General features: G+C 29.5%; 13 protein-coding genes and 1 tRNA gene. 10 read left to right on the top strand and 4 right to left on the bottom strand.

The features are described from left to right. Positions 1 to 100: 100 nt before the first annotated feature. Positions 101 to 445 (top strand): hypothetical protein, encoded by a 345-nt coding sequence (locus AAHM83_RS00425; protein WP_342262062.1) that lies wholly within the window; start codon positions 101 to 103, stop codon positions 443 to 445. Further along, positions 446 to 1,303 carry a hypothetical protein gene (locus tag AAHM83_RS00420; RefSeq protein WP_342262061.1) on the top strand — a complete coding sequence of 286 codons (858 nt, stop codon included), beginning with the start codon at positions 446 to 448 and terminating at the stop codon, positions 1,301 to 1,303. A 42-nt stretch (positions 1,304 to 1,345) separates the two neighbouring features. Here AAHM83_RS00420 and AAHM83_RS00415 read toward each other — a convergent pair whose 3' ends face one another. Further along, on the bottom strand, positions 1,346 to 2,182 hold the full coding sequence (locus AAHM83_RS00415) for an undecaprenyl-diphosphate phosphatase (protein WP_342262060.1): 837 nt from the start codon (positions 2,180 to 2,182) through the stop codon (positions 1,346 to 1,348). Positions 2,183 to 2,287: 105 nt separating this feature from the next. Here AAHM83_RS00415 and dnaK point away from each other — a divergent pair, with 105 nt between their 5' ends. After that, the gene (gene dnaK / locus AAHM83_RS00410; protein ID WP_342262059.1) at positions 2,288 to 4,201 is read left to right on the top strand and encodes a molecular chaperone DnaK; all 1,914 of its coding nucleotides are present in this window, start codon (positions 2,288 to 2,290) and stop codon (positions 4,199 to 4,201) included. After that, positions 4,201 to 5,322, top strand: coding sequence for a molecular chaperone DnaJ (gene dnaJ, locus AAHM83_RS00405; protein ID WP_342262058.1), 1,122 nt, complete (start codon positions 4,201 to 4,203; stop codon positions 5,320 to 5,322). Before dnaK ends, dnaJ begins: the two co-directional genes overlap by 1 nt. 575 nt (positions 5,323 to 5,897) lie before the next feature. Here dnaJ and AAHM83_RS00400 read toward each other — a convergent pair. Beyond that, positions 5,898 to 7,991 carry a hypothetical protein gene (locus tag AAHM83_RS00400; protein ID WP_342262057.1) on the bottom strand — a complete coding sequence of 698 codons (2,094 nt, stop codon included), beginning with the start codon at positions 7,989 to 7,991 and terminating at the stop codon, positions 5,898 to 5,900. A 107-nt stretch (positions 7,992 to 8,098) separates the two neighbouring features. On the opposite strand from AAHM83_RS00400, the gene AAHM83_RS00395 reads away from it, so the two are divergent. After that, on the top strand, positions 8,099 to 13,210 hold the full coding sequence (locus tag AAHM83_RS00395; protein WP_342262056.1) for a hypothetical protein: 5,112 nt from the start codon (positions 8,099 to 8,101) through the stop codon (positions 13,208 to 13,210). Positions 13,211 to 13,244: 34 nt separating this feature from the next. Here the strand turns inward: AAHM83_RS00395 and tyrS are convergent, their stop codons facing one another. Further along, complete coding sequence (gene tyrS, locus AAHM83_RS00390) at positions 13,245 to 14,399, bottom strand: tyrosine--tRNA ligase (protein WP_342262055.1); 1,155 nt, start codon at positions 14,397 to 14,399, stop codon at positions 13,245 to 13,247. A 236-nt stretch (positions 14,400 to 14,635) separates the two neighbouring features. Here tyrS and AAHM83_RS00385 point away from each other — a divergent pair, with 236 nt between their 5' ends. After that, positions 14,636 to 16,072: a lipid II flippase MurJ gene (locus AAHM83_RS00385; RefSeq protein ID WP_342262054.1), complete on the top strand. Its 1,437-nt coding sequence runs from the start codon at positions 14,636 to 14,638 to the stop codon at positions 16,070 to 16,072. A 29-nt stretch (positions 16,073 to 16,101) separates the two neighbouring features. Here the strand turns inward: AAHM83_RS00385 and AAHM83_RS00380 are convergent. After that, positions 16,102 to 16,175, bottom strand: a tRNA-Met gene (locus AAHM83_RS00380). A 103-nt stretch (positions 16,176 to 16,278) separates the two neighbouring features. Between AAHM83_RS00380 and AAHM83_RS00375 the strand changes: the two genes are divergently transcribed. Genes AAHM83_RS00375 through AAHM83_RS00360 form a run of 4 tightly spaced genes read left to right on the top strand, consistent with a single transcriptional unit; the run spans position 16,279 to position 20,275 of the window. Further along, positions 16,279 to 17,574 carry a peptidylprolyl isomerase gene (locus tag AAHM83_RS00375; protein ID WP_342262053.1) on the top strand — a complete coding sequence of 432 codons (1,296 nt, stop codon included), beginning with the start codon at positions 16,279 to 16,281 and terminating at the stop codon, positions 17,572 to 17,574. Continuing rightward, positions 17,571 to 18,959, top strand: coding sequence for a mechanosensitive ion channel family protein (locus AAHM83_RS00370; protein WP_342262052.1), 1,389 nt, complete (start codon positions 17,571 to 17,573; stop codon positions 18,957 to 18,959). Before AAHM83_RS00375 ends, AAHM83_RS00370 begins: the two co-directional genes overlap by 4 nt. Next, positions 18,960 to 19,508, top strand: a complete 549-nt coding sequence (locus AAHM83_RS00365) for a hypothetical protein (protein ID WP_342262051.1) — start codon at positions 18,960 to 18,962, stop codon at positions 19,506 to 19,508. It begins immediately after the preceding gene. A 35-nt stretch (positions 19,509 to 19,543) separates the two neighbouring features. After that, positions 19,544 to 20,275, top strand: a complete 732-nt coding sequence (locus AAHM83_RS00360; RefSeq protein ID WP_342262050.1) for a hypothetical protein — start codon at positions 19,544 to 19,546, stop codon at positions 20,273 to 20,275. Positions 20,276 to 20,287 lie beyond the last annotated feature (12 nt).

Here is a 20,287-nt window from a genome sequence, read left to right as displayed (position 1 = left end):
TTTTTCCATCTAAAATACTTTTTTCTTTGTTGAGCTTTAAAATTTACTATGATAAAATATACTCAATAGTTAGAACAACTAATATTTTGGGGGAAAGTTAGTGAGTTATTATATGGATGTTTTTCCATCGTTAGAAAAATTCAGGTATAACGAAGATGATTTAATTTCAGTGATTCAATCAGTGATTTTTGAGAATGTGGGGCTTATGAATGTAGATGTAGAAACAAAATTTTCTGACGATCTTAAAATGGATGAGCCGACAAAAATAGAAATATTGTTAGCAATAGAACATGCAATTGGTTTCAAGATAGACAATGTGGCATTAAGTGAAATAAATTCAATAAAAGATGCGGTTGCTTTATATAAGGAGTTATATCAGGAGGTTGAAAAAGATAAAAGGAAAAATCCCAGTTTAGCGCCTTTTCAAAGTAAAATTAGCGCGTAAATGCTTGCTATTATAGGTCCAACAGCTTCTGGAAAGTCCGAAATTATTTCAGACTTGATTTCAAAAAATTATAGTGCAGTTAACTTTGATTCTTGTCAAATGTATTCTGGCCTAGAAACTTTAAAGTCCACTCCAACAGATTTAAATGAACATTACTTATATTCCTACTTAAATCATGAGAATTCTTCTAATGTGTTCGAATGGGGAAACAAAGCGAAAGAAACAATAGAAAAAATAATTGAAAGAAAGCGTAATCCAATTTTAGTAGGAGGAACAGGTTTATATTTAAAATCTTTTATAAATGGAATAGATAATCTACCAGAAAATACTGAAATTAAAAATCAAGTGAATGAAATGCCTTTTTTAGAGATGAAAAAACAATTAGAAAAAGTTGATCCAATAATTTTAAAAGTTTATAAAGATGAGCGTAGATTAAAAAAAGCGTTGTCTTATTTTCTGTTTAACAATCAATCGATTTTAGCTGGATATCAAAAACACCGATATACTTTTTTTGAAGATAAAGTCACTGTTTTAGCATTGATACCGAAAAGAGAGGTTCTTTTAGAAAGAATAAGAAAAAGGTTAATTAGAGATTTTGATGAAATGGTAGAAGAAGTAAAAAAGTTCAAATTAAATGCAGAAGCAATTATTGGTTTTTCAGAGATAAGGCTTTTGCTTTGTGGCAATATTACGAAAAATCAATGTATAGAAAAAATTGAAATAAGAACAAGACAATATGCAAAAAGGCAAGTAACTTTTATAAAAAACTGTTTAAAAGTTGATTGCACATATGAAAATGGAGATCAATTAAAAAATTTCATGGTTGAATATGATTTAGAAAAAAAACAGTTCATTTGAGTTAATATATTTAACGTTTTTTGATCGATTTTTGCTCGTTTTTTAGTCTTTTTTAACCTTTTTTGATTGTTTTTTGTGTTTTTCTATTGTGGAATTTTTATTTTTAGATGTTTCAGGTGATTCAAAAAAAAACGCAATAATAAGAAAAATTTTGCTAAGTAAAGCTTTTTTTTGTATAGGTGTTAAAAAGAAGTGAATAAAGCTAAAAATAATTCTATAAACAGAAAAAAAATTCCAATATTTCAATGCTTTATGTGTAATTTTAAGAGTGAAATAGGTTATAATTCCAGCAATTAATGAAGCTAAAAGTAATTTTGTTGTTATTGTCTGAGTGTAAACATTTAATAAAGCTGCACCAATAGTAATAGGAATGCCCAGTATGATAGAAAACAAAAAAGACTCATGTAAATTCAGCTTAAACAATCTAAAAGCTGTAAAAGTAATGCCAAAACGACTAGCTCCAGGCAACAGAGAAAGGGGCACTATAAATGCGATAAAAAACAGCTGTTTAACAGATAATTGTTTGAATTCTTTTTCCATTGGAAGGGATAAATTAACGCATAACATTGTAAGAGCGCAAATTAAATTAACAGAGTCAGAAGGGACTAAAAGTGGCTGTTTTTTTATATAAAATCCTATTAAAACAGTTGGTAAAATAATAATTAAAATTTTAAAAAAAAAGAAAATCGATTTTTTGCAAAATGGTTTTTTAATATAGGTTTTTAAAGTTTGAAAAGCATAAAATAAAAAAGCAATACCGGTACCTAGATGCATAATTTCTATATTGTTTACATTGAAAATTCTTAAATGCATAGAAGAACTAATAGGAAAAGCCTCTAAGAGCCCTTGGAAAAAAACTTGACAAAAAAAATCAGACATATCTTTACAAATTATATGTGTTTTTTTTAAAATTTTCCATTGTTTTTAAAATTTTTTTAATATAGAATCTAAATTGATGTAATATATAGTATTAAGGAGGAAAATATGGCAAAAACTGTTATTGGAATTGATTTAGGAACTACAAACTCTTGTGTTGCCTATTCTGAAAATGGTCAGGTAAAAGTTATACCAAATAGAGTTGGATCAAACACGACTCCGTCTGTTGTTGCATTTGATAAAGATGGTGCAAGAGTTGTTGGAACTGCTGCAAAAAGACAACCTCCTTCTGAAAACATATTGTACGAAGTAAAAAGGTTGATCGGTCGTCAATTTAAGGAAGTTTCTAATATTCAAAAAAACGTTTCATACAAGATTGTTCCTTCTAATAATGGAGATGCTTGGGTTGAGGTTAAGGGAAAAGCTTATAGTCCTAGTCAAATTGGAGCTTATGTTTTGCAAGCTTTAAAAGAAGATGCTGAAGCTTATTTGGGGCATTCTGTTACAGAGGCTGTTGTTACCGTTCCAGCTTATTTTAACGATAGTCAAAGACAGGCCGTTGTTGATGCTGGTAAAATTGCCGGATTAAATGTTCTTCGAATTATAAACGAGCCTACAGCTGCAGCTTTAGCTTATGGGTTAGATAAAGATCAATCTAAAACAAGAAAAATAGCTGTTTATGACCTTGGTGGTGGTACTTTTGATGTTTCTATTTTGGAAATTTCTGGTGGTGTTTTTCAAGTTTTGTCAACTAATGGAGATACAATGCTTGGTGGAGCAGATTTTGATTCTAAATTAGTTGATTTCTTGTTAGAATCTTATAAAAAAGAGAATGGCGTTGATTTAATTGATAACTCTTCTGAAGCTAAGAAAAAAGAATCTTCTATTGCTTTTCAAAGATTAAAAGAAGCTGCAGAAAAGGCTAAAATTGAACTTTCTACTGCTTTAACAACTGATATTAGTTTGCCATTTTTAAGTTATGGAGAGAGTGGTCCAACTCATTTAAACATCAGCGTTTCTAAAGCAAAATTAGAGTCTTTATGTTCGCATTTGATTGAAAAATCTTTAAATCCTTGCAAAAAAGCTCTTGAAGATGCTGGTATTTCTAAATCTGAATTAGATGATGTTGTTTTAGTTGGTGGAATGACTAGAATGCCAAAAGTTATCGAAGAAGTTAAAAAGTTTTTTGGTTTGGATCCTCATCGTGGGGTTAATCCTGACGAAGTTGTTGCTAAAGGAGCTGCAATTCAAGGGGCAATTTTAAGAGGAGATTCAGATGTTAAAGATGTTGTTTTGCTTGATGTAACTCCATTAACATTAGGAATTGAAACAATGGGTGGAGTTATGACTCCTTTAATAGAAAAGAATACAACAATTCCAACAAAAAAGACTCAAGTATTTTCAACTGCTGCTGATAATCAGACTCAAGTACAAATTTGTGTTTATCAGGGGGAAAGACCCATGGCAAGAGATAATAAGTTTTTAGGTGAGTTTGTTTTAGATGGTATTCCAAATGCACCCAAGGGAGTTCCTCAAATTGAAATTACCTTTGATATGAATGCAAATGGTATCTTATGTGTCACTGCAAAAGATAAAGGAACTGGAAAAGAACATTCAATTAGAGTTGAATCATCAAGTGGTCTTACTGATTCAGAAATTGAAAGAATGATCAAAGATGCTGAAATGCACGCAGATGAAGATAAGAAAAAAGCAGAACTAACCACAACAAAAAACGAAGCTGAAAATTTAATATCTAGTGTGGAAAAAGGATTATCTGATCATGGTAGCAAATTAACGGAAGAAGATAAAAACTTAATTCAAGATGCTTTAAACAGATTGAAAGAAACCAAAGATTCAGATGATGTTGAAGCTATAAAAGCTGATATTGATAACCTACAAAAAAGCTCAATGAAAATTGGCGAAATTATTTACAATAACTCTAAAAACGAAAACTCTTCTGATGCTTCAACCAATGATGTTTCTAATTCTGAGTCAGGTTCAAATGAGGAAAACAATAACTAATGTCTAATAATTTTCAAGATTATTATTCTGTTCTAGGCGTTAAGAAGGAAGATTCATTAGACGATATAAAAAAAGCTTATAAGAAACTTGTTATTAAGTATCATCCTGATAAATTCACAGATGAAAAAGAAAAGGAAAAAGCTAATTCAAAGTTTCAAGAAATTCAAGAAGCTTATGATGTTCTGAAAGACGATCAAAAAAGAAAACAATATGATATGCTTGGCCATGAAAATTTTAAAAATGGAGGCGGTCATTCCGGATTTGATGGGTTTGGAGGATTTGATTTTAATGGTTCTGGTTTTGAAGATATTTTTAGTGATTTTTTTTCAGGCTTTGGGGCTGAAAGATCGAAGGTTTTTAAAGGAGAAGATTTAAGGTTTTCTTTAGAAATTTCTTTAGAAGAAGCATTTACAGGATATGAAACAAACATTCAAATACCAAGAAAGGTTGGTTGTTCTCATTGTGCTTCATCTGGTAACGATGTCACAACTCCTCCAAGTAAATGTTCTAAATGTAACGGCATGGGTAAAATTCATGTTCAACAGTTTGTTTTTAGAGTTCAACAAACTTGTGATAACTGTAATGGCTCGGGCAAGAGTTATAAAAAATGTTCTTTTTGTCGCGGAGAAGGAAGATTAAATGAAACAAGCCCAATTAATATAAAAATTCCTAAGGGTGTTGAAAATGGAATGAAAATTCAATTAAAAGGAAAGGGAAATGCTATTAAAGGCGGCGTAAACGGCGATCTTTATGTTTTTGTAACTGTTAAAAAGCATTCGATTTTTGTGGTTGATAATGCAAACTTATTATTGAAGATTCCTATTTCTATTTTTGATGCTGTTTTGGGTAAAAATGTTGACATACCAACACTGGAAAAACAAAGTTGTTTATTAACTATTCCTGCTGGAACTCAACCTGGGTCAAAACTAAGCATTTCTGGAAAGGGCATGAAAAGGTTCAATTCTGAATATAGAGGAGATATTATTGTAACAATTGAAATTGAAATTCCAACATATATATCATCTTCTGAGAAAGATCTTTGGGAAAAATTACATAAAGAATATAAAAACACCTCAAAATCTAAAACTTTTTGGGACAAATTAAAATCATATTGGGGTTGATTAGGATGGATCTGATTTTAAGCCGATCTAAACTTCTATTGCAAAAGCCATAATTTACTTGATCTTGTGAGCTTTCGGTTATTTTGAGATTAAAACAGTTTTTTTAAAAGCCAATGAAACTTTTTCTTATGAGTTGATAGTAGGCGCAAACTTCTGTTGTAATTGCTATCAAAGGAGTAATATTATATGCAACCGTCCCACTACATTTTAATATTTGAGGTTCTCTCCGATTGTTGTTTAGTTAAAGCAGCCTTTAAAGCCCTCAAACTTATTTTTTTTTGAGATTATAGGGGGCCCCCCCCCCCTTTCCCCTTTTGCAATTGCTATCAAAGGGAGTAGGTGCTGCTATATATGCGCACAAAGCCCCAGATTAGTCATTTACATGTTTAACTTTTTAAGATTAAAATAGCCTTTTTTAAAAAAGAACGTGGAAGTTTCTTGTGGAGGTGACAGTATAAAAATTCTTCTTGAAAAGCCACACCTACGCACTTTTTCACTTTGTTGTCTGAAAAGGGTCTGTTTTTTAATTAAAATCTAATATAATGCAAAAATTTTAAGTGTAAAAAACATTACAATTAATTATTAATTTGTTTTTGTAACTTTTCAACCTCTGCAAGAGCTTGAATATACTTGTTTATTTCAGATATTGCTTTTTGTACATCTAATTTAACAGAAGAACCGCTTGATTTAATCAAAGAAAACAAATTGTATATCATGTTTTTTATTAACGCTCTTTGTTTATCGTTTTTTGTGTTTGCTTTTTCTTTTAATGCTATTAACATTAGACAAGAACGATAATAGCCTTCTTTTTCAGATAGTTTTTTAATTGTTGCGTTTTCTCCTGTTGGTATAAGGTTTGTCAACTTGTTTAATCCTTTTTGACTATAAAGATGTTCTTTTACATTTTTAATAAATTCTTTTGTTTTTTTTTCATCCAAATTTGATGTTTCGTTTATTTTTTTTTGTAGTTTTTCTAATATTTTTTTTAACGTGAGTTCAACCTCTCTAAAAAAGTGTGAATTAAAATTAAAATTTTTAAAGTATGCTCTATGTGTTGGTTGAAAAGAACTGAATGGGGTTTCTTCTAAGTTTGGATCATATGCTTGTTTCTCTGTTTTTTGTTGTAGTTTTAAAAATTCTGAAATTAATGCGTTGTTTATGGGTGTAGCTTCTCTTTTTGTTGAAAGTTGTGAAGCGGGTCTTCTTGTTGAGGTTGAACTTGCTCTTGCTGTTGATGGTGTTGAGGTTGTTGCAGTATTTACTTTTGGAACTTGTATTATGGTTGAACGTTGTGGAGAGGGTCTTTTTGTTGAGGTTGAACTTGTTCTTGCTGTTGATGGAGTTGAGGTTGTTGCAGTATTTACTTTTGGAACTTGTATTATAGTTGAATGTTGTGGAGCTAGTTTTCTTGTTGAGGTTGAACTTGCTCTTCTTGTTGTTGTTCTTGAACTTGCTCTTGCTGTTGATGGTTTTGAGGTTGTTTTAGTATTTACTTGTGGAACTTGTGAAGCGTGTCTTCTTGTTGGCATTGAATTTGCTCTTGCTCTTGCTGTTGATGGAGTTGAGGTTGTTTTATTCTTTGCAGCTTGTTCTTTCTGATTAATTTGTCCTATCGGAAGAGGTTTTATAATCGGTGTTTGTGCGTTCAATTCAGAGGTAGTCGTCTCTTGTAGTTCTTGCAATATTTTTTGTATTTCATTGGAAATCTCTTGTTGTTTTTCTTCAGTTAAAGCGTTTGTGTTTTCACGTTGAGCTATAAGATAATATAAGCGATTCATTTTTTGTACTTTTTCTTGTCTTGCTTGTATAATTGCATTTTTTCGTTGTACAAATGGTTCACTTATTTTTCGAAGTAATTTTTCGTTTTTTTGTGCGGTTTGTCGCGCCTCTTCAAGTTTTTTGTGCATAGCTGTTGCTGGATGTTTAGCTATGTATTGTTGCTGACTCTGCTGATTTCTAGCTGTAGAACCTTGTGATATTTGAATTTGAGTGGTAGAAGGTGAAGCATTGGCCAGAGAAGGATTCTCATCAAAAAAAACAGAGTCATTTTCGCCGTCCTCACTTGAGCGACAAGAATGAAAAGAAATACTCTCATAGTCTACATCTTCATCATTGAAGGGGTTATGTGATTTTCCGTTGCCAAATGGAGCTGTATCTGGAGTTAATGGAGTGCTGTCAGGATCATCGTTTAATTGAGCTGTAGACCTGTGATTGGGTAGATCTAAAAAGCTAGGTTCTATCGCGCTTGTTTGGCTTTTTTTCTTTTGTTTTTCTTTCTTTTCTTTTTGACTATATCCAACCAAAGCACCTACATTAAAAATTTCGTTAAATTCTTTGCTAATCACAATTGAAATAGAGTTTTTATTGAATAAAGAAAAGACAATTGATACATTTGCAAACTTTGTTTTGTGTTTTATTTCAAGCAATAAAGAAGAGTTATCTTTTATTGTTTTTTTTGAATTTTTCCTGATAATATATCCTAAGCAGAAATTCATCTGCGCTGTTTTTAATTCTAAATTAGAATAGGCAGACAAATTGTCGTTTGAACAAAAGACGCCTGCGTTCGCCATGAAAACATTAAAAGAATATAAGTTACAAGATAAGTTTAGCCCAACGAATGGATCTGTTTTTATTGATATCATTGATAATAAAGCTAATTTTTTATTCATAAAACAAATATTATATGTTCTTGATTAAAAAATATTTAAGTGTTTATATTGTTTTTATTAACTTTATATTTTTGTTTTTTTAAGGAAACAAAAGTACTGTTTGTTATATGATATCAAAAAAACATTTATATTCTGTTTTTTTTTACAGTTGTTTCTTAGAGTCTAAGGTTTCAATTTTGTTTAATATTTATGAAGACGACATTAACTCCGTTTTATCTGGGGTGGTTTTTTCAAAATCAAGATATGAAACTTTTAAAATTGGAGGATCCATAAAATTAAACTATAAAATGAATGAGAATGTTAATCTTAATATAGGTATTTATAATTATAATTTAGAGAATTCATTTGGTTATTTTGGCTTGTCTTATAAATTTAGATGTGTTTTTGGCCAGGTGTCTTTTATTTTTGGTTCAGATGGGTATCCCAAAGTTTCCTTTGGATTAGGTTATTATGTTGGAAAAATAGGCGACGATGAAATATTAATAGATTATGATTTAGATAAAAACATTTTTAATACAGATAAAAAAAACAAAGATATAAAATATAATCCAATTATTTTGGGTTATAATAGTTACAAAGAATGTTCTGTGGCCCAAACGGAAGAACACATGGCAGAAGATCTTCGTTCAGCTGGATATTCAAGTGTGCATGAAGAATATTTTGATTACAAGGTTCCCGATGGTCCTTTATATACTAATCCTAAACAACTTAGAAAAGATGAAGAAACGTTAAGCGTCTTAAATAATAATCCCAATGAGTTTCAGCAGCAAGAAAAAACAAACATTATACGAGAGTCAAACGAAAACACTGAAGTAAGGCAAAAAAATCAAGGCGTTCAGATGGGAGGCGTTGAATATAATGCGGAATCTAGCGTGATCCCTTTAACTCGCTTTAATTTAGACCAATCTAATGCCGCTTCAACTCAAACAAGTTGGCCTTTAATACAAAGAGAATCTATAAGGTTAAGTTCATCTGAACATATGGTACCTGAATCACAAGATGATAATCCAACCGTGCCACTTGAACAATTCTATAATCCAATTATAGAACTTGAATCACAGCACAATCCAACCATGGTGCCTGAATCAAAGGATAATTCAAATACAAGTAATACTATGGTCTTTGATAGAGAAGCCCAAAATACATCATTTCCTGTTACAGATAACACAACTCAAAACGCAGTTTTATTAACTTTTCCGGAAAGCCAAAGGCAAGATGTTGGTGTTGACGAAGATTTAATAATCACAGGCACACCTGATCATTTTGCTCAGCCAGTATTACAAACTCTATTAGCTACACAAGGTATAGGCGCTCAACAACCTTCACATATTCCATTAGCTTTAAGCACTGAATTAAATTCACAAGGTCAAGCAGGTAGCGGTCAGTCTCCTTCTCAAGAGTTGTTGAGAGCTATGGTTTATAGCTCGGGTCAATCAGCCACACAAGTTCCATCAGCTTCACAATATGCAAATGCTCAACCATATTTAGAAGCTCAAAAACCTTCACAATTTCCATCAGTCAGACAAGTTCCACCAGCTTCAGGAGCTCAATTAGATTCACAAATAAACGTGCCATCAGCAGATGGCAGTAAGGCTCCTTCTCAAGAGGTTTTGAAGGCTATGGTTTATGGCTTGGTTCCATCGGCCCTACCAGCTCCATTGGTTTCATCAGTATTACAAGTTCCATCGGCCCTACCAGTACTACAAACTCGATCAGTTCTACAAGTTCCATCTGTTCCAACGGCTACACAATTTCCACCAGCTAGACAAGGGGTATGCGTTCAACAACCCGCAGTGGCCTTATCAGTTCCAGCATATAACGATCCTATAACTCCTAATCCAGCGTTGTTGAGAGCTGTTGTTGGTTCGTGTCCATCTGCTCCACAAGTCTCAGGCGCTCAACCAGCGTTACAAATTCGATCAGCTTCACAATTTCCATCGGCTTCACAATTTCCATCGGCTTTACAAGTTCCATCTGTTTCACCAGTATTACAAACTCGATCAGTTCCACAAGTTCCATCTGTCCTACCAGCTCCATCTGTTCCACCAGTATTACAAACTCGATCAGCTCCAACTGGTTTTGTTGATTCAGAAGAAGAAAGTTCAACATCGTTGCCATCAACACCTAATCAAAATGCGCCTTATGGCAGCTTTGATTCTTATTGCAGTAGTGTTAAAAACGATCGCTCTGTTTCTTCTCAATCATGTGGAACAATTACATATAGAAGAGGTACTTCAGAACAGGCAGATGAAAGTGAAAGTTTAGTTTCTTTTTCAGTGAAAAACGTTGATTATATGTCCGTTCTATCAATGGAAACAAAAGGATCACAAACAGCTCGATCAACTGTTTCTAAGGGAAGCCAAACCGAAAAAACAAACAGATTAACCGATATTCAAAGGTCGCATTTGTTAACTCCTCAACAATTAGAACAAACAATTGACTCATTAAAAGCAAGGCTTCAACAGTTAGAAGTAGAAAAGGCAAGATCATTAAAAGATAGCGATAAATCAAAGCATGAATTAAATGAAAGATTAAAAGAATCACAAGAATTAATAAGTGTTTTTAATAAAAGATTAAACGAACTAGAACAAATGAAATTAAAAGAAGAACAAAAAATTAACGAATCTTTAAAGTTGGCAGATGAAAGGGCAAAGGCGGAGATTCAACTTCGAACGAAATTAATAGAAGAAGAAGCGTTAGCGAGAGAAAAACTGTACCAAGAAAATCTTTCCTCTTTTGATAACATAGCTTTATGTCACAATATTGCCGTTGGTTTGTTAGAAAAAGAAAGGAAATTAAATATTTTAATAGAAAAAGCTGAAAAAAGAGCAGAAATTGTTAATAAAAAAACAAATAATGTTAATTTTTATCGATTATACGTTGATGAGAAAAATGTTAGACAAATAATTGAAGCGCAAGAAAAAAACGAAAGAGATAAAATAGCGACACAAAGAGAACAAGAGGACGATGAAATCGAGGATGAAATTTTTAGAAAAGCAATTGAGTATCATCAAAATAATATACTGCGCTTAACAAGTCCAAAAGAATGTATTGCTTCTAATAATAGTATGCCAACACTTTCTAAAAATACGTCCCCAACTGCGGATACAGAAGCAATATCTGAAAAGGCTACTACAAAGCTAAAAAGGATTGTAAAGAAAAAATCAAACACGCCTATAACCAAAGAAGCAAGAACTAAAAACATTGACACAAAGCAAAAAAGATCGGAACAACAAACAACAAATGCGTCTGCAACTATAGAAGCAAACGCTAAAAACACATCAACAAAGCAACAAAGGGCTTCAACTGTGGATAAAGAAGCAGGAGTTGAAACAGCAAACCAAAGCACGGCTTCATCAAATCAATTGTCACACTGGCCCAATCAAACAGATGACAAAAAAGAAGATGGGCGCTTGATTCGACCAAGTCATATAGATATTTTAAAAATTTCACCATTAGAAAACTCGTCTTATTCAAATGGATTGAGTGATTATAGCTTAACACCATTAAAAGTTGAAATAACAGAATATAGTGAAGAATACAAAAAAGCTTTAAAAACATTGGCAAATCATGGTATTTTTCAAGATTTATCAATTTTTCAAGCAAACTTCAAAGAAAGCCTTTTAAGAATTTTGAATAAGACAAAAGAACAACAAGATCAATCATTATGTGATTTTTATATTTCATCATGTAGTAACAAAGGTGGTTTTTTAAGAAATACTTTAGAAATTTCAACTCCAAAAATAGAAGAATACACAAAGAAACGTGAATTTAGTGATCAGTATATAGAAATTACAGATTTATCATATATAATGTCTTTAATAAAAACCGAAAAAGCCTTGTTTTTCAATCCAATGGCGATTGAAGCCGATTATCCTTTTAATTACAAGAGACTTGAAGAAATTTTTCCACCTATTAAAAATTACATAGAAAAGTTTGATAAAATTTTAGTTCCAATATTGTTTTCAAAACATTACACAGCAGTATATTTGACTAAAACAAAAGAAGGAGCAATAAATTTCATAAAGCTTAATTCAATTAATATACAAGAAGATAGCGTGTCTTGTGGATTTTTTGTTCCTGTATTTGCAGTTTTGGCGCATTATGATGAAATAGAGCTGTTTAATGATATAGGGAACCAATCTGAAAAGGAAAAACAACAGCTGCAACAAGACATGATAAAAGAAATTTTGAAATTGTCAGAAAAACGTTCTGGTCAAAGCTTTGGCGAAGCAGTAAAAGAGGAAATTTTAAGATTAGCAAACTTAGCAGAAGAAGCGTTCGAAGAACAATATAAAAATATTTTGGTACAGTTAGAAAAAAAAAATTTAAAAGCAAAAGAAGTAAAAGCTGAAGATCCAGCACAAGAAGAAACAACAGAACAAAATGAAGAGCTAGTACAAGAAAAAGAAGAACAAGAGGAATATACGGCGCAAGAAATAGAGATACAAAATGAAGAGCCAGCCTTTGTTGTAAAAAAAGAAACATCTGAACAAAATGAAGAGTCAGTACAAGCAACAGATGCACAAAATAAAGAGCCAGACTATGCAACAAAAGCAAAGCAACAAAGAATGAAAAAACAACTCAATACTCAGCCAGAACAAAAAAAAATGTCAATAATAAAAGAATCGGTTCCAAAAACACTAATTGCTTTAAATAACAGTATAAAAAAGATGAATTTAATGATAAAAAAAATTTGGCAAGAAAAAGAGCCAGCAACGGCAAGTTTGTATCAGTTAATTAAATTAGCAAAAAAACATGGCTTATATAAAAACATAAACATCAAGAGTTTGTATGAAAAAAACAAAGAAAAAATAGAAAGTATGCAATCAATTTTAGATACTATTGTGAACAAACTATTGTTACCAGAAAACAAACTCAAAAGTTTCAAAGTAAAAACAATAATAAATCATCTAGATGCTTTGTTTAAAAACAAAGACTCAAATAGGTTTAATATTCTACTTGATACATTAAATGTGGAGGAAGAACTTAATAAATTGTCTAAGTTACAAGAAGTAATTACTAAAATCAGGCAATTTATCAAAATAACCTTAGAAAACATTGCTAATTTTATTAAAAATAAAGATACGAATGGATTAAACTTAAATGAAGATTTAACTTATATAATTAAATCCTTGCACTTCATAACCAAATCTCAAAATATAGCTGCCATAAAGCAAAATGGAAAAACAGCATCATATGCTTTTAAAAAAACATAAGTTAAATGTACAACTATAAAAAGAAATAAGTTATTTAAAAAACAAGTTTAAAAAAACTTTTTTTTCCAATTGAAATTAAAAAAGTTCCAGATTTAAAGGAATAAGAAGAATCATTAATAATTTCCTCGTTAATTTTAACTGAATTACTTTTAATTAATCTTTTAGCCTCACTAGAGCTAATGTTTTTTAGTTCAGAAACAACGTCTGATAACTTACAGTGATTTACTTTTGTTTCAATAAGATCATTAAAATTTCGATCAACAAAAATAGAAGAAGCCTTTTTTTGAGCCTCTGCAGCCTTTTCTTCAGAGTGAACCCAGGTTGTCATATAATTAGCTAATTTTATCTTTGCTTGGTTGATATCTTTTAGCACAATATCATTAATTTCCTCAATTTCAAAATCAGAAAAACGCAGTAAACAAGTTTTTACAAGTGAATCATCAACGTTCCTCCAAAAACTCCAAAAATTGTAAACAGAACAAAGTTCTTCAGATAAATAAATAGCTCCAGCAAGAGATTTTCCCATTTTGTTTCCATTAGAATCAACAAGTAAAGGAGAAGTAACAGCAACAACATTAGTATCTTTAGAATGTTTTTTTTGAATTAAATCAACACCAGTTAAAACATTGCACCACTGATCATGGCCACCAAGCTGGGCATCACAACCTTCGTTTTCAAATAAATATAAAAAATCATACCCCTGCATCAAAGGATAAAGAATTTCCTTAATGGTTAAAGGGTTTTCATTAGCAAGACGATCAGCAAAAGTTTTAAATTTAATAACATAAGAAACAGAAAGAAAAGTAGCAACTTGATCTAAAAAATCCATAAAAGATAATTTAGAGATCCAATCATAATTATTAACAATCAAAGAGCCAGGAAGAAGTTTTTTTATTTGAGATTCAAGGATGTTAATATTTATGTTTACATCATCCTTATCCAGCTGTTTTCTGGTTGTGTTTTTACCAGAAGGATCGCCAACAGTACTAGTAGCGCCACCTAATAAAACAATAGGTTGAATACCAGCCTTGCTAAGATGTTTTAAAGCAGCTAAAGGGGTTAAGTTTCCAATTTGCAAACTTCTAGCGGTACCATCGAACCCAGCATAAATTTTTTTAACTTCAACATTTTCATTAGAAATTTGAGATAAAAGATCTCTTTCTTGTAAAATTTTTTGTAAGACGCTCATCTTGTATAAGATATCAAAAACATAAAACTTAGAACATGTAGTTTTTGTATTTTTTATTTAATACCTCTATAATTAATATAAAAAAAGATCATTTTTTAACAAAAAACAAGCGTTTTTTATCGATTTTTTATAAGTTTTTGATAAGTTTTTGATAAGTTTTTGATAAGTTTTTTATAAGTTTTTGAGCGTTTTTAACTAGAATTTATAGAAATTTTAAAGTAATTTAATCAATAACGATGAGTACAAAAAAATTTGTAAAAGATAGTTTTTTAGTAACTGTATTAGGTATATGTTCAAGAATATTAGGTTGGATAAGAGATAATTATTTGTTAGAGTTTATTGGCACAGGGGCTTTTTCGGATGCGTTCAGTTTGTCTGTTAAAATACCAACATCCTTCAGAAAGGCTTTTTCAGAGGGAGCAATAAACAGTGCCTTATTGCCTAAAATACGTGATTTTGAAGAGAAAAACGCATATAAAAGGTTACATATTTTAATAATAAATACATTTATGATTTTTTCATTTTTACTGTTTGTTTTTTATTTTGGAGAACAATTTTTTGAAGATTGGTTTTTATCGAAAGTAGCACCAGGCTTTAATTTGGAGCAAAAAGCTTATTATGGTTTATTTGTACAAACAACGAGTTTTACGTCATTTATATATTTTTGTTACAGCATTTTAGGTTCTTTATTGCAATCAAGAGGCTTTTTCTTTTGGCCTTCAATTTCGGTTATTTTGTTTAATTTTTGCTTGATATGCTTAATCAAATTCTCATTAATTTTTAACGTTTCCGTTGTGAAAATAGTCTTTTTTTATTTTTTTGCAACCATAATAATGCTTTTATCAACTATGATTCCTAGTGTAATCTATGATCTTTTTCAGGAAGACAAATCAATTAAAATAAAAATAGCAAGCTTTTTATTTGGTTTTATTTTTCTTTTTATTTTCGTATCTTTTTATATCAAATTTTTATTATTTATCGGATTTTACTGTGTTTATTTGTTCTTTGCAAATCAAAATTCTTTTTTTTCAAAACAATCTCTTGGTGATTTGCGTTCATTGTTTTATTTTTTTGCTCCAATCTTTTTAATAGCAATTTTAACACAAATTAACGATGTTATATCAATGAGATTCGCATCATTATTTGGAGTAGGTAGTATGACTCTTGTTTTAAGGTCTGGAAAAATAATGCAACTTCCAATTGCTTTCATTATACCTGTTTTTATCACTCTTTTTTCTTATTTGAATAAATTTTCGAAAGACAAAAAAACAAGTAAAACTTTAAAAAGATTATCAATGCTGTTTGTTTTTTTAATAACTTTTGCATTTATGTTAACTTGTTTTTTGTTTACAGAGGGGATTATAAAAATAATTTTTTTTAATAAAGTTTCTGCAAAAGATGTCGTTATAATGAAAAAATTAGTTAAATTATATTCAATTTCTCTTCCTGCATTATTAATGAACAGGCTGTTTCAAATGTTTTTTTTTGTTGAAAAAAGCGTGATTATTCCTGCAATTATTTCATTAAATAACTCTATTTGTTATGTTTTTTTGATGAAAATATTTATTTTTTATAGTTTTGATTTATCTTCTGTTGTTTATCCCTTTGTTTTTTGTTCTTGGATAACTTTTTTTTTGTATTTAATATTAGCTTACAAAAAAGAAATGTTATAACTTAAAATGAAAAAAAAATAAAATTTAAGTTGCGGAGGCAGGATTTGAACCTACGACCTTCAGGTTATGAACCTGACGAGCTACCAGACTGCTCTACCCCGCTGTTTTTAATTTATCATAATACAAATAAAAATAAAAGTAGCTCAAAACTTTATTTTTTTGAAAGAGTGGTGGACATAAATTTTAATTTTTTTTACTATACTTGTATGTTAGAAAGCAAAGAAAATCTGCAAAACAACAACAACCAATCTAAAAATGATAAGTTTACTTCATCATTCATCATGATTATGATGGTTTTTTTTATTTTTGGTAGTGTTTTTAGGAACTTTTATAGTGATGCTCCTTTATTTAAAATTGGTTGGACTAAATATAGCATGGCTGACTGTAAAAAATATATTGCATACGTAAAAGATTCTTCTGATTTATCAAAAGAAATGAAGTTTCAGAAAAATATTTATGAAGTTATCAAAATAGCTCAACAAAAGGCGGCTATTACATCTTTTTGTAAGAAATTAGGTTTAAAAATTTCAAATTATGATGTTAAAAAAAGCATTCAAAATGATTCTAGATTTTTAGATGGAAACATGTTTTCTAGAAACAAGTTTTTAGACTTTTTAAAAAGTTCTATGCTTTCAGAAAATGAATATTATGATTTAAAAAAGGAAGAGTTGCTTCATCTGCAATTTTGGTTTTTTATTAAAAATTCTTATTCTTTGAATGAACAATTTATTAAAGAGTTTGATAAAGCTTATTTTTCTTATCGTTACATTAAATATTCTATTGTTAATCATAAAGACGTTGTTTTAAACTATTATGAAAAAGATTTGTTAGATTTTTATGAGAAAAATAAAGAAAAATTCAAAACTTATAAACAATATACTTATGAAGGTTTTAAAATTGAAACTAAATTTTTTTCACAAGAAGACCTTAATTTTTTAGATCGCGTTATTAAAAATAATAATTTTCAAAGCATCATTAAAAATTATCCACAATATACAACAAAAGTTTCTCATGATCAATTAGTATATTTGTTTAAAGGCGGTTTAAACTATCACTCTGATAAAATTAATGCTGAAAAAGGAAATTGTTTTTATTTTGCATCTGATGGAACCTTTGCTTATGTTGTTAAAGTTGTTGACATAAAGCCTGCCAAGCAACTTTCTTTTTACGAAGTTAAAGATGTTGTTCGAAAGATTTATGAGCTGGAAAAAAAACCTTTTTGCGTGAATAAAAAAAATATTAAATGGAAAAAAACGAAATTGAACGCTGCAAACTTTTATCAAGGGGATTTGCCTTATAGGGTTTCTAAAAGAATTTTTTCTTTTCCTTTAAATTCTGTTCAAGAAATACACGAGAACGGTGTTTCTTACTTTATTATTGTTGAAAAAATACTTTCTGTTGATACAGATAAAAAGACTGGTGATTTAAAAGATTTTGTGGATAATGAGCTTTTTAAATCTATTTCTAAGTATTTATTATCTTTTGTTGAGAGCGTAAAATGAATTTTGTTTTTTTTGTTCAGGATCATTTGTTTTTATTGTTTCCTTTGTTTTGTACTTTTTTTGTTGGGGCTAGGCTTCTTTATAAAAAATCATATGATAAGTTTTTTATTATAAGCTTTATTCAAGTTTTATCTATTGTTTTGTTATTTTGCTTTAAACATTTGTTTGTTTTTAATTTTTTGCTTTCTTTTTCATGCTTTTTAATGTTTTTTATTTTTTTGTTTTTCTTTTTTGATTTAATTTCGGATTTTTTGGAAGTAAATGTTTTGTTTGAAATTTATCTTAATTTTTCTTTTTTTATTTGTTTGATTTTTTTTAGTTTTTCTAAGACTTGGATTACTTTTGATTTATTTTATTCTATTTTGGGTTTATTTATTTTTGCTGTTTTGAGATCATTTTATTTTTATTGGAAGCATTGTTTAGATATTAAGTTTAAGGAGTATAAAGTTTCAAGTTTTTTAGTGAAATGGAGTTATTTTTGGGGGTGTTCATCTCTGAATTTTCTTTTTATTATTTTGGTTTTGTTTTTTTGGGATTTTGATTATTTAATTTTATTAAATCTTTTAAAATTTTTAGAAGCCAATTCCTTTTTAAGGTTGCTTTTTGGCGTTTTTAGTTTTCCTTATTTTATATATTTTTGTGATTCTACTGTTGATTTTATTTTTTATAGAATGTTTTCTTTTTCTTCTAGTTATTCTTCTCGAGCAAAAACTTTTAAATCCATGCTTCGATGGGCTATTCGTATTGTTTTTGGTTTTATTTATTTTTCTTTAATTTATGTTAATTTATCTACTGTTTCTTGGAACTTAAGTGTTTTGGCTGGTCTTGCTTCTTTAGGGTTTAAGCCTGTTATAGATGATTTTATTAATGGGGTTTGTGTGCTTTTTGAGGACAGTGTGAATATTGGAGAATTTGTTCATGTTGCTGATGTTTCTGGAATAATCGAAGAGGTTACTTTGAGGGTGATTAAGCTTCGTAATTTTGATGGATCTTTATATGTTGTTCCTTTCAGAAAAGTTGAGGTTATAAAAAACAGATCAAAAGAGTTTGTTTATATTGTTTTTGATTTAATTTTAGACACCAGTGTTAACTCTTCAAAGGTCATTGATTGGATTGCTGATTCTTATGAAAATTTTAAAAATTCTAAGGAATCTTCTGAGTTTTTTCATTGTGTTTTGGAGGATCTTGAAATTATTGGTATTACTTCTATCACCGCTATTGGTGCTGTTTACGAATCCAGGTTGAAAATAAAACCTTTTAACACTCGTTTTATTAAGGCTTGTTACTTGAAGAGTTTAAAAGATTTAGCTGAAGAAAGAGGCGTTAATTTTGGTTTTGAGTATGCAATTTTTTCAGAAAGTAAAAAAGTTGAAGTTAAAAAATAAATGGTTTTTCAGACTCATTTAAAAATTTGGCAGGAAGATTATAATTCAGATTATTATTTATTTGATGGGGCTTTAAATTTTTTGGTTAATGTTTTATTAAACGAATCTCAGCCTGTTTTTTTTGTTGGTCCTAAAAAATCTGGAAAAAAACATTTGCTTTATAAAATATCTATGCTTAGATCTTTTTCTGTTTTTTTTTTGGATATGTTGACAGATTCTGAAATTGTTTATCAATATGATAAATTAAAAACACACTCAACTTTTGCTATCTTTGTTTCTTCTGATGTTTATAATTTTTCATCAAAAGATGTTTTTTCAAGAATGGGTTCTTTGCCGAAGTTGCAAGTAGATGAGCTTTCAAGTCGATTTTTTTTAGCTTTTTTAACTTTTAGAATAAACAAAATAGGTGTTTTTTTAGATCCTTATTTATTTAATTATTCTATTACCAGATTAAATCAAACTTATGAATCTATTGATTCTTTTATAAAATTTCTTAAAATATCAAAATCAATTTCTTTAAAAACACTTAAAACATTTTTTAATAGTTGAATAGAAATAATTTATATGCATATATATTTAATATGATGTTAAATGTTTTTTCAATGTTTTTTTTATTTTCTTTTTGTAATCTTGTTTCTAAACTTTCTGCTAATAAAGTAGAAAATTTTTATTTTTATTCACAAAACATAGAAGAATCCAAGAATATAAGGGTTTGGAGATATGTAATTCCTAGGTGTGATTTGAATGTTTTTGAATCTTTTTCAACATTAGGGTTTTATACTGAAGATGATGTAATTGTTTTGTTGCAATTTTTACTTATTAATTTTAAAAATCAAGGTGCTCAAAACTCTTTTATTAAGCAAATGGGCGTTAATTTTCTTTTACAAATTGAAAACAATTTGAAAAATGGAGTTGTTGTTACTAATGAAAATATTTTGCGCGTGAGTGAAAGCGTTGTAGAGGCATATGAGTATGTTGTTTTTAAAAACGAAAAAAATGTTGAGGAGAAGATTAAGGCTTTGTGTGCTAATAAAACAGCTGTTTTTTCGCATCTTTTTAGATATGTTGGTGAAATTTCTGTTGTGGTTTTTAAAGATCAAACTGTTCAGTTCTCTTCTTTACAAGATAGGTTTCATTCTTTGAAGGTTGGTTCTATTCTAATTTTAGAAGAAAAGGATTGTTATAAAATTTACTATATTAATTCAGAACCCACTGTTTCAAAAAGTAGGTTAGCTTTAAAAAATGAAATAAAAGAATTTCTTTCAGCTGTTGTTGATGGCTCTTACGATGTTGATGCTTCTGATATTGAAAATTAATATAAAAATATT

It is taken from the genome of Alphaproteobacteria bacterium endosymbiont of Tiliacea citrago, from assembly GCF_964031065.1.
Classification (GTDB): Bacteria; Pseudomonadota; Alphaproteobacteria; order CAJXXZ01; family DAHXLG01.
Note: the sequence above shows the minus strand (reverse complement) of the source record. Positions and strands in the feature narration are given on the sequence as shown.

Bases quoted from the DNA above. Each gene is read 5' to 3' on its own strand.
- AAHM83_RS00420 (WP_342262061.1), top strand. From the start codon at position 446: ATGCTTGCTATTATAGGTCCAACAGCTTCTGGAAAGTCCGAAATTATT.
- AAHM83_RS00415 (WP_342262060.1), bottom strand. From the start codon at position 2,182: ATGTCTGATTTTTTTTGTCAAGTTTTTTTCCAAGGGCTCTTAGAGGCT.
- dnaK (WP_342262059.1), top strand. From the start codon at position 2,288: ATGGCAAAAACTGTTATTGGAATTGATTTAGGAACTACAAACTCTTGT.
- dnaJ (WP_342262058.1), top strand. From the start codon at position 4,201: ATGTCTAATAATTTTCAAGATTATTATTCTGTTCTAGGCGTTAAGAAG.
- AAHM83_RS00400 (WP_342262057.1), bottom strand. From the start codon at position 7,991: ATGAATAAAAAATTAGCTTTATTATCAATGATATCAATAAAAACAGAT.
- AAHM83_RS00395 (WP_342262056.1), top strand. From the start codon at position 8,099: ATGATATCAAAAAAACATTTATATTCTGTTTTTTTTTACAGTTGTTTC.
- tyrS (WP_342262055.1), bottom strand. From the start codon at position 14,399: ATGAGCGTCTTACAAAAAATTTTACAAGAAAGAGATCTTTTATCTCAA.
- AAHM83_RS00385 (WP_342262054.1), top strand. From the start codon at position 14,636: ATGAGTACAAAAAAATTTGTAAAAGATAGTTTTTTAGTAACTGTATTA.
- AAHM83_RS00375 (WP_342262053.1), top strand. From the start codon at position 16,279: ATGTTAGAAAGCAAAGAAAATCTGCAAAACAACAACAACCAATCTAAA.
- AAHM83_RS00370 (WP_342262052.1), top strand. From the start codon at position 17,571: ATGAATTTTGTTTTTTTTGTTCAGGATCATTTGTTTTTATTGTTTCCT.
- AAHM83_RS00365 (WP_342262051.1), top strand. From the start codon at position 18,960: ATGGTTTTTCAGACTCATTTAAAAATTTGGCAGGAAGATTATAATTCA.
- AAHM83_RS00360 (WP_342262050.1), top strand. From the start codon at position 19,544: ATGTTAAATGTTTTTTCAATGTTTTTTTTATTTTCTTTTTGTAATCTT.